Source organism: Phycicoccus sp. Root101 (assembly GCF_001426245.1).
Lineage (GTDB): Bacteria > Actinomycetota > Actinomycetes > Actinomycetales > Dermatophilaceae > Pedococcus.
The window spans coordinates 1-13,342 of record NZ_LMCM01000012.1 but is presented as its reverse complement, the minus strand read 5'-3'; the positions used below and the strand labels follow the sequence as shown (position 1 = coordinate 13,342).

At 65.0% G+C, this 13,342-nt stretch carries 11 protein-coding genes and 1 pseudogene; 9 read left to right on the top strand and 3 right to left on the bottom strand.

Annotated elements, in window-relative coordinates:
• The first annotated feature begins 5 nt into the window (after window positions 1-5).
• The 5 genes from ASC58_RS20165 to ASC58_RS20145 all read left to right on the top strand — a co-directional run bounded on the left by ASC58_RS20165 (window position 6) and on the right by ASC58_RS20145 (window position 5,113).
• Window positions 6-836 carry a BtpA/SgcQ family protein gene (locus ASC58_RS20165; RefSeq protein WP_200947896.1) on the top strand — a complete coding sequence of 277 codons (831 nt, stop codon included), beginning with the start codon at window positions 6-8 and terminating at the stop codon, window positions 834-836.
• A complete protein-coding gene (locus ASC58_RS20160; RefSeq protein WP_056920545.1) occupies window positions 833-1,483 on the top strand; it encodes a transaldolase family protein in 651 nt (216 codons plus the stop codon). Before ASC58_RS20165 ends, ASC58_RS20160 begins: the two co-directional genes overlap by 4 nt.
• A gap of 134 nt (window positions 1,484-1,617) precedes the next feature.
• Window positions 1,618-2,670, top strand: coding sequence for a deoxyribose-phosphate aldolase (gene deoC / locus ASC58_RS20155; RefSeq protein ID WP_056920544.1), 1,053 nt, complete (start codon window positions 1,618-1,620; stop codon window positions 2,668-2,670).
• Between the two features lie 71 nt (window positions 2,671-2,741).
• On the top strand, window positions 2,742-4,190 hold the full coding sequence (locus tag ASC58_RS20150; RefSeq protein WP_056920543.1) for an aldehyde dehydrogenase family protein: 1,449 nt from the start codon (window positions 2,742-2,744) through the stop codon (window positions 4,188-4,190).
• Window positions 4,191-4,198: 8 nt separating this feature from the next.
• Window positions 4,199-5,113 (top strand): aldehyde dehydrogenase family protein, encoded by a 915-nt coding sequence (locus ASC58_RS20145; protein WP_056920581.1) that lies wholly within the window; start codon window positions 4,199-4,201, stop codon window positions 5,111-5,113.
• A gap of 736 nt (window positions 5,114-5,849) precedes the next feature.
• Here the strand turns inward: ASC58_RS20145 and ASC58_RS20835 are convergent.
• Window positions 5,850-6,338: an EVE domain-containing protein gene (locus ASC58_RS20835; protein ID WP_082553507.1), complete on the bottom strand. Its 489-nt coding sequence runs from the start codon at window positions 6,336-6,338 to the stop codon at window positions 5,850-5,852.
• Window positions 6,339-6,654: 316 nt separating this feature from the next.
• Here ASC58_RS20835 and ASC58_RS22010 point away from each other — a divergent pair.
• A pseudogene (locus ASC58_RS22010) lies at window positions 6,655-7,101 on the top strand (DUF6011 domain-containing protein); the annotation flags it as partial.
• A 277-nt stretch (window positions 7,102-7,378) separates the two neighbouring features.
• On the opposite strand, the gene ASC58_RS20140 reads toward ASC58_RS22010, so the two are convergent.
• Window positions 7,379-8,008 carry a hypothetical protein gene (locus tag ASC58_RS20140; RefSeq protein WP_157598590.1) on the bottom strand — a complete coding sequence of 210 codons (630 nt, stop codon included), beginning with the start codon at window positions 8,006-8,008 and terminating at the stop codon, window positions 7,379-7,381.
• Between the two features lie 116 nt (window positions 8,009-8,124).
• Window positions 8,125-9,117: a phospholipid scramblase-related protein gene (locus ASC58_RS20135; RefSeq protein WP_082553515.1), complete on the bottom strand. Its 993-nt coding sequence runs from the start codon at window positions 9,115-9,117 to the stop codon at window positions 8,125-8,127.
• Between the two features lie 808 nt (window positions 9,118-9,925).
• Here ASC58_RS20135 and ASC58_RS21760 point away from each other — a divergent pair.
• The 3 genes from ASC58_RS21760 to ASC58_RS20120 are packed head-to-tail and all read left to right on the top strand — an operon-like array spanning window position 9,926 to window position 13,153.
• On the top strand, window positions 9,926-10,702 hold the full coding sequence (locus ASC58_RS21760) for a hypothetical protein (RefSeq protein WP_056920541.1): 777 nt from the start codon (window positions 9,926-9,928) through the stop codon (window positions 10,700-10,702).
• Between the two features lie 37 nt (window positions 10,703-10,739).
• Window positions 10,740-11,216, top strand: a complete 477-nt coding sequence (locus ASC58_RS20125) for a hypothetical protein (RefSeq protein ID WP_157598589.1) — start codon at window positions 10,740-10,742, stop codon at window positions 11,214-11,216.
• Between the two features lie 8 nt (window positions 11,217-11,224).
• A complete protein-coding gene (locus ASC58_RS20120) occupies window positions 11,225-13,153 on the top strand; it encodes an ATP-binding protein (protein WP_056920539.1) in 1,929 nt (642 codons plus the stop codon).
• The last annotated feature ends 189 nt before the right edge of the window (window positions 13,154-13,342 follow it).

The following is a 13,342-nucleotide window of genomic DNA, read 5'->3' as shown; positions in this document are numbered from 1 at the left end:
CGTCCGTGACACCGACCGACCGACCCGACGCCTTGTGGGACATGTTCGGAGTGGCCAAACCCATCATCGGCACCATCCACCTCCCGCCGCTGCCCGGGACGCCGCGCTACGACGGCCAACCCGTGAAGCAGATCCGCCAACGAGCGGTCGAGGACGCGCGCCGGTACGCCGAAGGAGGCGTCGACGGCCTGATAGTCGAGAACGAGGGAGACATCCCATTCGTCAAGCCAGACGACCTCGGCCCCGAGACGCCTGCCTGCATGGCAGTCGTCACCGCGGCAGTCATCGAGGCTGTGGGCCTGGTCACGGGAGTCCTCGTTCTGGCCAATGCCACCATGCACAGCATCGCCGTGGCCAAGGCGGCCGGTGCGCAGTTCGTGCGTGCCAACCAGTGGGCCAACGCGTACATCGCGAATGAAGGATTCCTCGAAGGTACGGCGGGTCAGGCGCTGCGGTACCGGGCCAGCCTCGGCGGGAACGACATCAAAGTGCTTGCCGATGTGCACGTGAAGCATGGAAGCCACGCCATCGTCGGCGATCGCACCATTGCTGAACTCACCCGCGACACCGAAGCCTTCGATGCTGACGTGCTGATCGCGACGGGGGAGCGCACCGGCGACCCCACAAGGGTTGACGAGATCCGGGCCATCTCCGACGTCGCCACCCGCCCCGTACTGATCGGCAGTGGCCTCAACGCCGGCAACGCCAACGAGCTGCTCATGCACGCGAACGGAGCAATCGTCGGAAGCGCAATGAAGGAAGAAGGCGCTTGGTGGAACCCCGTATCGGTCGACAACACTCGTCAGATCATGGATGTCGTGAAGGGACTGCGATGAACACCGGGCGACTCTTCCTCGACTCAGCGGACCTGGACCTTGTCCGAGCCGCTGCCGCCAGCGGTGTGGTCGCAGGCATCACCACCAACCCTGCGATCATGCACAAGCAGGCAGCACACGGACCGCAACACCTCGGCGCCCTGGTGCGCGAGTTCACCTCGGGCCCTGTGTTCTATCAACTCACAGCGCGAACTCCCGACACCGCCCGCGCCGAGCTAGGCGAGGTCGATCAGGCGGCGGCGGGCAGTGTGGACCGAGTGGTGATCAAGTTGCCCGCGCAACCGTGGCTCTATGCCTTGGCCGCCTCCCTGACCGCGGACGGGCGGGAGGTAGCGTTTACCGCGGTCTACGACCCTGGTCAGGTCGTCTGCGCAGTGGACGTCGGCGCTCGGTGGATCATCCCGTACGTCGACCGCGCCTCCCGGCTCGACGGCGACAAAGGACCGTTGGTGCCCCGGTTGGCGGCCTTCGTCCCCGACGGCGTCGCATTGTTGGCGGCGAGCATCAAGTCCGCCGACCAGGCCTTGACCGCGATGCTCAGCGGAGCGGACGCAGTGACAACCACATGGCCAGTGATTCAAAGCCTCATGACGCATCCCCATACGGACAGCGCGGTGGACGAGTTCGCTGCACTGCACGTCTCCTAGCGGCGGCGACGCCCGGTCTCCGCGTCCCCGAAACAGCCCGGACCTCCGCACCCCCGGCGGGGGTCCGGGCCTCCGCTAGTCCCACGCACCCAATGCATGGGTCAACCCGGCGGATTCCCCAGAACGGATCTGGCATGAAAAGCATTTCGCCGGCCGTACGTGTCGTAGCTGCCCCATCGGACAGCACGTCCGCGCCGTCGGTCGACCCGACCGGCAGGGCGCGCGACCTCCTCGGCGTCTCCCGCCTCACCAACTCCGCCCTCACCAGCTGGCTGCACGGCCTGCCGGGCGTCGACCAGGTGGGCTGCGAGGGCCGCGCCGCAGGTCTCGGCACCCGTTCGATCAAGACCACGTCGAAGGCGTTCGCCATCGACATGGCCATCTCGATGATCGACCTGACGACGCTCGAGGGCGCTGACACCGCCGGAAAGGTCCGCGGCCTCGCCGCCAAGGCGCTGCACCCGGACCCCAGCGACCCGAGCACCCCGAGCCCGGCCGCCGTCTGCGTCTACGGCGACATGGTCGCCACCGCCCGCGCAGCACTCGGCGACAGCCCGATCAACGTCGCCGCCGTCGCGACCGCGTTCCCGTCCGGGCGCGCGCTCATGCCGGTCAAGCTCGCCGACACCCGTGACGCCATCGCGGCCGGGGCCGACGAGATCGACATGGTCATCGACCGTGGCGCGTTCCTCTCCGGCGACTACCTCGGGGTCTTCCGCGAGATCGCCCAGGTGGCCGAGGCCTGCGTCCGCGAGGACGGCTCCCGCGCCCGTCTCAAGGTCATCATGGAAACCGGCGAGCTCGTGACCTACGACAACGTCCGTCGCGCCTCGTGGCTGTCGATGCTCGCCGGTGGCGATTTCATCAAGACCTCGACCGGCAAGGTGTCGCCCGCCGCCACCCTGCCCGTCACCCTGATCATGCTCGAGGCCGTCCGCGACTGGCGCGACCTCACGGGCGAGATGGTGGGCGTCAAGCCCGCCGGTGGCATCCGCACCAGCAAGGACGCCATCAAGTTCCTCGTCACCGTGAGCGAGATCGCGGGCGACGACTGGCTCGACCCGTTCTGGTTCCGGTTCGGCGCGTCCAGCCTGCTCAACGACCTGCTGCTGCAGCGTCAGCGGATGCGGATCGGCGCCTACTCCGGCCCCGACTACGTCACCGACGACTCCCCGAGCCTGTATTGAGCGAGCTCAATCCAGGCCCGTGGGCCCACCCCAGCCTCTACTGACACCTGCGAATTCGAGGAAGCACAGACATGGCCAAGTTCGAGTACGCACCGGCTCCGGAGAGCAGGGCGGTCGTCGACCTCGCCCCCTCCTACGGGCTGTTCATCAACGGTGAGTTCACCGAGTCCCAGGGTGGCTCCGCCTTCAAGACCGTCAACCCGGCGACCGAGGAGGTCCTCTCCGAGGTCACCGACGCGAGCGCCGCCGACGTCGACCGTGCCGTCGCCGCCGCCCGCCGCGCCTACAACGGGGTATGGGGCCGGATGTCCGGTGCCGACCGCGGCAAGTACCTCTTCCGTATCGCGCGCATCCTGCAGGAGCGCGCCCGTGAGTTCGCGGTCCTCGAGACCCTCGACAACGGCAAGCCGATCAAGGAGAGCCGCGACGTCGACGTCCCGCTCGCCGCAGCGCACTTCTTCTACCACGCGGGCTGGGCCGACAAGCTCGAGTACGCCGGCCTCGGCACCAACCCCCGCGCGCACGGCGTCGTCGGCCAGGTCATCCCGTGGAACTTCCCGCTCCTCATGCTGGCGTGGAAGATCGCCCCGGCCCTGGCCACCGGCAACACCGTCGTCCTCAAGCCGGCCGAGACCACGCCGCTGACCGCGCTGCTCTTCGCCGACGTCGTGCAGCAGGCCGACCTGCCCCCGGGTGTCGTCAACATCGTCACCGGCGCGGGCGCCACCGGCCAGGCCATCGTCGACCACCCCGACATCGACAAGCTCGCGTTCACGGGCTCGACCGGCGTCGGCAAGATGATCGCCCGCTCCATCGCCGGCACCCGCAAGAAGGCCACCCTCGAGCTCGGCGGCAAGGCCGCCAACATCATCTTCGAGGACGCCGCCATCGACCAGGCCGTCGAGGGCATCGTCAACGGCATCTTCTTCAACCAGGGCCACGTCTGCTGCGCGGGCTCGCGCCTGCTCGTGCAGGAGAACATCGCCGAGGACCTCGAGCGCCGCCTCAAGCGGCGCCTCCAGACCCTGCGCGTCGGCGACCCGCTCGACAAGAACACCGACGTGGGCGCCATCAACTCCAAGGCCCAGCTGTCCCGCATCACCGAGCTCACCGCGGCCGGCGAGGCCGAGGGCGCCGAGCGCTGGGACAACGGCTGCGAGCTGCCGGCCAAGGGCTTCTGGTTCCGCCCCACCGTGTTCACCGGCGTCAGCCAGGGCCACCGCATCGCCCAGGAGGAGATCTTCGGACCCGTCCTGTCGGTGCTGACCTTCCGCACGCCGCAGGAGGCGGTCGCGAAGGCGAACAACACGCCATACGGGCTGTCCGCGGGCGTCTGGACCGAGAAGGGCTCGCGCATCCTCTGGATGGCCGACCAGCTCCGGGCCGGCGTCGTCTGGGCCAACACCTTCAACAAGTTCGACCCGACCAGCCCGTTCGGCGGCTACAAGGAGTCGGGGTACGGCCGCGAGGGTGGCCGTCACGGCCTGTCCGCCTACGTCACGACTGAAAGCAACGGGTGATCTCCGCGATGCCGACCAACCAGCGGACTGCCACCGACGCCCGCGTCGACGTGCGCAAGACCTACAAGCTCTACATCGGCGGGAAGTTCCCCCGCTCGGAGTCGGGCCGTTCCTACGAGGTCCTCGACGGCCGCGGGCGCTTCCTGGCCAACGCCTCGCAGGGCTCGCGCAAGGACGCGCGCGACGCTGTCGTCGCCGCCCGCGCCGCGTTCCCCAAGTGGGCCGGGGCGACCGCGTACAACCGTGGCCAGGTGCTCTACCGCGTCGCCGAGGTGATGGAGGGCCGCCGTGCCCAGTTCGTCGCCGAGGTGCGCGCCAGCGAGGGCCTGACCGAGCGTCGCGCCGAGGCCGTCGTCAACGCCGCGATCGACCGCTGGGTCTGGTACGCCGGCTGGACCGACAAGCTCGCGCAGGTGCTCGGCGGGCTCAACCCCGTCGCCGGCCCCTACTTCGACATCTCGGCCCCCGAGCCCACCGGTGTCGTGGGCGTCCTTGCGCCGCAACGCTCTTCGCTGCTCGGCCTCGTCTCGGTGGTCGCCCCCGTGATCGCGTCGGGAAACACGGCGGTCGTCCTCACCAGCGAGCTGCGTCCCCTCCCCGCGATCACGCTGTCCGAGGCGCTGGCCACCTCCGACGTCCCCGGTGGCGTGGTCAACCTCATCACCGGTCGCACCGCTGAGGTCGCTCCGTGGATCGCTTCGCACCGTGACGTCAACGCCATCGACCTGGCCGGTGCGGCCGAGGCCGAGGGCATCGCTTGGGGCGACCTCGAGCTGGCCGCCGCGGAGAACCTCAAGCGCGTGGTCCGTCCCGCCGGCGAGGGCAGCGACGCTGTCGAGCCCGACTGGACCCGCACGCCGGACATGTCCCGGATGACGGCGTTCCTCGAGACCAAGACCGTCTGGCACCCCAAGGGCCGCTGACCCTTGACGTCATAGCTCGAGCCCTGGGGCGAGCTCCCATCTCTGCTGATCGAAATTGAGCTAGAGCTGCACGCGACCGGCGTGGTCGTCGTCGCACGCGACTGTGGCGGTGGGGGCTGCCACGGCTTGAGTGTGCGGAGGGCGGTACGGGGGTGAGTGACTAAGTGAGTGACAACCGGTGCGGATTTGGAAGACGTCGAGGGACTGTGGGGGAGTGGTTCCTGCTTTGGCGGGTGTCCACGCCCTGCAACGGATGGTGTGACAGTATTGACACGGAAGAGGTCGCTAATTCAAACCCAGTATCGCCCACCAGTACGAAACAGCCCCTGACCTGAGGAAACGCGTGTCAGGGGCTGTTTCCATGCCGGTGACGATGGGCGCCTGCTTGACCAACTACTTGACTAAGACGTCGCGTTTCGGCCTTGGTACCGGTCCCCCTGCACGTCCGCTGACGTGCGTGGACGTCCGGGGGAGGGCCAGTCACTTCCCGCTCAGGGAACAGGTCAGTCGCCTTCGTCGAGAGGGGACGCTGGTGCTCGACTCCTCGCGCGTTCGACGCCTCGCGAGTGAGGGTCATGTAGCCGCGTCAGGCGAGGCCGATCTTGAGGCTCTTCGTGACCGGGCCGCCCACTCTGGCCCGATCGGCGATGACACCCTCGTCCACCGAGTCGAGTTCCACGTCGTGTAGCGACTTCGCGGCGGTGTGACGCGACGTGCTCGGGTCATCCCGCGCGCATCAGACAGTGCTCCACCACTCTGTGAACGGTGCTGCAGGTCGGACGGGGAGCGCCGTTGGCCCGTGACTCTCCAGCAAGTCAATGGCGGCGTCGAATTCCGCCCTGCTGCAGGGGTATGCGGTTCGACGAGGCATCGACATGATTTGGTTTCCGGCGAAGGCTGTTGCGCGGAGCTCATCGATGGACACCGGGTGGTGCACCGAATACCAATGGATGGCGAGGGGCGCGAAGGGCGTCAGTGTTGATTTCTGCTTTTGGTCACCCCAACCGAGCGGGTAGCCCGTCCGTGGCTCACCAGAGACCTTGCCTGCCGCGTGGATGCCTCGCATCGCCGGTTTGGCGCTAGCCAGCCAGATCAAGACGCCATCTCCGACGCCGATCTGATTCTCGATGCCGGTCACCGACCATCCCAGGATCGGTTCGGAGAACAGTTTGTCGGGACGGTCCCACCTCTTGGGGTTTCCCTGCAAAATCCAGAAGTTGGTCATGGCTCGCTCTCTCCTCGTTGCCGCTCATTGCACGCTATCGAGTGTCGAGAAGGCGCGGGGAAGACTCGCACGCAATTTTCGAGAGGTGCGGCTTCGCACGACCGCGGTCTTGAAGCCGCCCATCGCCCTAAGTGGGCCCATCAGCTACGCCCGAAACTGAGCACGCAGCCGCCACGCGGCGAAATGACTCGCCTGGATCGAGTGGGCCGACCACCCAAGCAGCCACGAAGATGCCGGCCGACCTATAACGTTGCCCGTCCGATGGGTGCGGAGAGGTCGCGGTGAGCTGACTGCCCATTATGAGCCGGGGGTGAACATGTACTACGCGCTGGCGGCAGTTGCACTTGCTGTTGTCGTCTTCCTGCTTCTCAGGAGGCGCGATTCGCGTATTGCCACGATCAGGTCCCTACCGAAGTACGGAACGCCTGACGCGGCCGAGCTTCAGGATGCAATTGCGCGGCAAGGCCCCGCTCGACTCTTGTCCGGAGCCGGGACTGCACCGTCCTTGATTGACATTGAGCCGCCACGCAGCGAGGCGTACTTCCGAGAGCGCTTGGCAAAGGGAGGGCGCCCTTCTACGTCGCCGGTGGCCCGATGGCACCGTGCACGAAGCAAGCCTGTGCGGCCAAAGCCGCTCCCCGCCCCTCGACCTCGACCGGGACCCGCTCCACCTCCGACCATCTTGGTTCACGCCAGCCGATGCCGAATCTGCGGCCGTCCCCTCACCAACTTAGAGAGTCGTCGCCGTGGGTTGGGCCCGGACTGCTACCGAAACTACGGAGCCCGCCTCGTTCACGCTTCCAACCCCGCATTTGGCGAGTGGTCGGAAAGAAAGCGTTCGATGGAGGCACAAGAGGCACTGTGGCAGTCGCTGCTCGACGAGATGTACGAGCTGCTGATGGCCCGGTTCGAGAGCGAGATGCTGAATTGGAACTCGGCCGCTAAGAAGGTTGCGTAGGGAGGCCGCCTTCGCGCCCAAGGCATGGCGCGTGGTTTGCGGCGGCTAGATGCATCCCTCACGACGGGCAGGCGGCGCCGATCTAGACGGTGATGTGCTCGACGCGCGTGGTCATCTCGAGTGCGTCGGGCACAGCCTCAGGCACGGTCAGCTCGACTAGGGCCTCGCCTTTGTATCTACTTCGGTACTCGTCGTAGGGGTAGCTCGAGATCGACTGCCATGACTCATGTCCCCGGATCGGATGGTTGATCTGGGTGCAGGCGCCGCTGTTGAAGCGGCATAGGCCAATCACCGGCTCGTAGACCGCGACCAGGGCACGTGTGTCAAGGGTAAGTACGACCTGAGGGGAACCGCGATACTCCCGAGCCTTAAGGAGCCGTTCAAGCCGGTCCCTCGTGGGTGCCAAGAAGATTCGGGAACTCAATGCCTCGAGAAACGCTTCCAGGCTCGAACTGGGGTCGATCTTCTGCTGGATGAACTTCAGCGGCTTCTGGTCGCGGATCACAGCCATGCCGAGGCCAGGCGTAAAGAGTTGTGTCGACTCCTCGCGCTTATGGCGCAGTAGTCGATCCCGCTCCTCAGGCCCGACGTTGTGCAAGTTGAGGAGGGCGGCCGTAGACAGCAGCCCGTGCTCTTGGATCGACTGCCAGGACGCGGCCGAGGCAACGTGAAAGACATGCGGGTGGCGGACAATCAGGTCCTCGGTCATCACCCATTGAGCATGTCATCGCTGCACGACATAGTCCGCGGTTCGCCTCCACGCGACGGTCGGCTCGCGGCGGTAAGACGCAACGATGCCCGGCACCTTCGAACACGGTGCTGCAGGACCTAGTCGTATCGCCGGTAGCGACCCGAACCGCTGGTCGGCTCGCCCTGCTTCAGTGCAGTGTCGACCGCTAGGGCGGCGGCGATCACGAGGCACCTCAACGGCTCTTCAAGTGGCCTATGGATCTGCACGACGTAGTTGTCGGCCTTTGTGAACCGTTCTTTGGCCCAGCCTGCCCATGTCTTGGTGATCCGTGCGATCTCATTGCCCGTTGCGTCCTGGACACTGAAGTCCCAAGCTCGGCGAGTTTCGGCATTTATGGATCCCAGAACTTGACCACCTGATTCGAGATTGAAGCGGACCTTGCGGAGGACGCCGGTGTTCTTCTGCACGATCTGTCCTTGGGCGCCCTTGGGTCCCACGACGGTCATCTTGGACTTGAGGATCATTGCCGGTCGGTGGAGGGAGATGATCACGTTCCCATTTGCGTCGATGATCTGGAAGCGATGCGTCGCGTGTTGGCCGCCCACGCCCACAGCCTTCTTGATGAGGCGTTGTCCAACTTCCCTGCACGCGCCGACCCGAAGCCCACGCTGGTCATAGACGTCATACTCCGCGTTAACGCCCAGGAGCTTCGCCTTCTGGTTGACGACCAGCACCGGTTCGTTGAGGAGGGCTGCTTCGCCGCCGTAGGAAGAAGTGATGGCACCACTGTTGTGGACCTGACGCTGGATCTTCTTGTCTCCTCGGTCAGCCCCCGGCGTGGGTGTCGCAGTTACAGGGGCGTCTATAGCTTGGCGCCCACGTGAGGCGACGTGGTGCGTCCATTGGACGCCGTCCCAGAAGCGCCTTTCGTGACGTCCAAAGGGATCGGGATACCAGCCTCCAAGGTTCTGCTCGGCGGTGACAGTGGGTTGTCTCGGCTGGTCTATTCGATCGATCCCCTGACGTCCCCCCGAGGCAACGTGCTCGGTCCATTGGGTGCCGTCCCAGTAGCGGCGCTCGTGCCGGCCTAGAGGGTCCGCAAACCAGTCGGCCTGAGGGTGGGTGGTCATGCGCGGAGGGTAACGTGCGAGTGGCGCACGCGCTTAGAAGTCACCGCGGCAAGCCCGAGCCATGCTGAGAACCAAGTCCGGCGCAGCTCGCGGCGGAAAGACTGCACCGCTCGGACGGCGGCCTGGGGCCCGGCCGCCCTAGCCCACTTGGGCCCGCCGCGGCATAACGGTCTTTGGCGAGCTACTCCTGGACGACTTGAAGAGGGAGTCGCTGCCTGACGAGTAGTGCACGACCGCGTCGGACTCCCGGAGCCTGTGGCGGAAGGGGGCAGGCTCCGCATTTGCCTAGTAATGCAAGTTCTCACGGGCAAATCGCAGGATTCCGACGATTGGGGTTCAAGCGGACGCGTCCGCCCGTAGTCTGCACTCCATGAGCGGGGGCGCGTCTCACGAACCTTTGGTTGCGGTGGTCGACCAGGTGCCGGTGGAGGATGCTGGATCGGTCACGTCGCGGTATTACGACTTTCAATATGGGTGCGCAGCGGCGGCCTGCCTCGAAATGATGCACTCAACAAGTGACTTGGACTGGGTCTTGTGTGAGTGGCACACGGACTACGTCTTGGGCATGGCAGATGGTTCATGCTGCTTGGTAAGTATCAAGCACCGGGAGCCAAACTCCGGCCAATGGACCATCGCGCGACTCTTCGCCGATGGCGGGCTGGACATACTCTTCCAACGGTGGCTGGATTGCGGCCGTCCTGGTGAATGCAGGTGGATCACAAATGGTGGGCTAGACCAGAAGTGCCGCCAACTTCGTGACTCGTGTGCCGGAGGAGACCGGGGGGTAGTCGACGAACTGGCTCGCGAGATGGCGGGCCGCTTCGGTTCCGACGACCTGGTCGCTGTCGGCGACTTCCTTGCGGTTCTCAGGCTGGACAACGATCAATCGCGAGCGACCGATCAGCGCTTTGTGCATATTGAGCAAGTCGCGCGCCCTGCCCTCGTGGCTCTAGGCCTTTCTCCAGCGGATGCAGGGAAGGCGTACGACGCAGTCTTATCGCTGGTTCGGGCCGCGTCTCAAGCCCTCGCAGGCGTGCCGGGCGTGTGGATGCGCTCGAACTCCGGGAATCTTGACTCCGCAGCTCTGGTCGCGGAATCCGTGCGGAACCGACTGTTGCGAAGGGAGGATGTTGCATCGGCGCTGAGGTCGGAGGGCGTGGCCGCCACTGCCCAGTTGCCGAACCCCTCGTCGACTGGCACGACCTTGACCAAGAAGTTGGATCGTGGGGAAATCGTGCCAACGGCTCGGGCGGCGGCGGCTAGGGCGCGCATGGAGTGGTCCTCCTTCGAAATGGCCCGCACGCCTCCCGTCCCAGACAGACCCTCGTTCTCGCGGTTGAGGTCGCTCCTAACCGCCTCCGCACTGGATGCTCAGCTCAACGCTGCGGCACAGGCAGCGGATGCGCCGTACGGGAACGCGATGCTGACCGACATGCGGCGCCGAGTTGGCCGATTGGCGAAGGATGGGGACCTTCCTGCGGGGCTGGATGCGGACCTTCTGATGGGCTTGGTCTACGACCTCACGGCGAGGTGCGAGATCTGGTGGTCGCCCGAGTTCGACGTCACGGCCGACGTTCATGAATAGGAGTCCGGACCTCGACTTCCACTTGGGCAGGATCTTGATGCTGCTCCGGCACTTCGGGCCGGATGAGGGCCAGTCGCTCCGGAGCCTCACAAAGCTCGCCAAACTCGACTTCTTGCTCCGATATCCGATGTTCACCGATCGGCTGCTTGAGAAGCGGCATGTCAACTGGGTACTTGGTACGGAGCCGACGGATGCCGAGCGGGTGGCGGTCGAGAGTCGGATGATCCGATACAAGTACGGTCCCTGGGATGACCGGTATTACTCGGTCTTGGGGGCGCTCTGTGGTTTGGGTCTGATCGGAGTCCAACGTGACGGCGCGACGATCTCTGCGTTCCTTACAGACCTTGGCCGCAGTATTGCGGTGAGTTTGGCGCAAACGGAGGATTGGGCCGGCACCGATGCGCGAGCCGGCCTGCTCAAGGAGACGTTTGACCTGAGTGGCAACGCACTGAAGAAGCTCATCTATGCCGAACTCCCCGACGCCGTCGACCGACCACATCACCGCGAGATCTGAGGGTTCCAGTGGGAGAGCAACTGATTATCGAGTCCCTGGAGATCCGTACGGATTCCCAGACCAAGGTCTACGAATTTGCTCCTGGCGTGACAGCCGTGTCGGGTCCGCTGGGCACCGGTAAGAGCTCGATGCTTGAGCTAATCAAGTACGGCCTTGGTGGAAGTGCCAAGGTGATGCCCGCCGTTCGCGACAACGTCACGCTGATCGTGCTGCGATTTCGAGCGGGGGCGGAACGTTGGCAGTTCACCCGACAGCTTGGCAGCCACACCGTCGAAGTCATCGATTTGATTGCTGCCGAGTCGCTCGGCACCTGGGCAGTCACCAACCGACAAAACATGCGACGGGTGTCGCCCCAGTTGATGGGAGTACTTGGCCTGCCCGTTGATTGGCGCGTGCCCAGCAGTCGTCGCAAGCCGCGAGGCGCCACAGTGCCGATCAGCTTTGGCGACATCTACAGGTACATGTATCTGGACCAGAACGGCATCGACAAAAGCGTTGTCGGACACGACGACAGGAACCTAGACAACAAGCGCATCGCCGTCTTCGAACTGCTTTATGGGCTAAGCAGTCCAAGGAGCGTGGAACTCGCAACTCGACGGGGAAGGACGCTGGAAGATGCGCAGCGAAGCCGCGCCGATGCAACAACGGTTGAGCGCTTCTTGCGGGAGACGGGAGAGCCAAGACGAGCTGACCTCGTGGCCCTTCGGACCCAGGCGAACACAGTGGCAGCCGTCGCTCTCGAGGAATTCGAGGAACTGCGAGACTCGGTCAGCGCCGACCTAGCACCACGGGCTCTGCTAGCCGAGATAGCCACCCTGCGCCAAGAGTTGGACGAGCTCGTCAGTCAAAGGAACGCAGTCGCGCACATGGTTGACGAGGCGAAAGCCGTGGTGGCGCAGCTCGATCTGAAACTCTTGGCACACGCCAAGGCAGGCGCCGTGTCGAGCGCGCTTAGCGGCCTGGACTTCGTGCAATGCCCCCGTTGCCTCCAAGGAATCGGAACGGCGCGGTATCCGCACGATCAGTGCAACTTGTGTGGGCAGCACGTGGGCTCTCAGGTGGACTCATCGCAGGGCCTGGCCAGAGTCCTAGGAGAGCAACGACGAGAGACCCTTGGGCTCCTGGAGGAAGACGCAAGCACGTTGGGCCTGCTCGACGCCCAGGTCGCCGGGCTTCGGGATCGTCTGGTCGAGTCCTTGCGTGACGAAGAGCGTCGCGTCGGCCACCCCTCGGCACCTCAGATTGACGCCGTGTCCGAGGCGGCGACGAGGCTCGCCAGAGCGAAGGACGAGCTAGTGCGCCTCGATGCCGCAGAGGCACGCTGGGCAAGCCATGACGCCGTCCTGTCGGAGGCCGAAGATTTGGAGGTTGAGGCGAGAAGGCTCGAGGAGGAGGAGCTGCGGCTCCGGTTGGAGCTGAGTCAGAACAGCAGCCGGGTTGGCGACCTGTCTGAGGTCTTTGACTCGATTCTGGCGTCCCTACGCGACCCTTGGTACCAGTCAGCCAGGGTTAGCGGGGAGGACTATTTGCCGCTCGTTGACGACGAGCCATTCGACATGCTGAGCGTTGGTGGCGCGCGCAAGACGATCGTTAATCTTGCATACCACCTTGCGAATCTGAGCATGTCCATCTCGGGTCGCAACGAGATCCTGTTGCCGGCGTTCCTCATCGTTGACAGCCCCCGGAAGAACGTCGGTGAGGGAGAGTGGGACCGCGCGGTTGTGTCCGCGATCTACGCCAGGCTCCGGACCCTCCAGGATGCATCAGGTGATCGATTCCAGATCATTTTCGCTGATAACGACCTCCCCCCGGATGCCCGCTCATGGGTGAACGCGCATATCGAACTTGACTACGACCATCCCTTCGTCCCGGGCGTGGGGCATCCGGGGCCAGACGTGGAAACGTTGGGCAATGCAGCGACTGTCACGTTGGAGTGACTCAGTAGTGGGAGCACCGTAAAGCCAAGACTGTTGTCCTTCGGATGCTCAGCAGGGGCACGGAGACTTGGGCCATGCAGTGCAAGAGTCTTAGTGGGCTACTAGAGGATTCCCTCAGGGCCGGTGTCTGGCCAGACTCGGTCCAGGTGCCCGACGGGACGCTCTCTAGTGGGCTGCCCACCCTTCGCG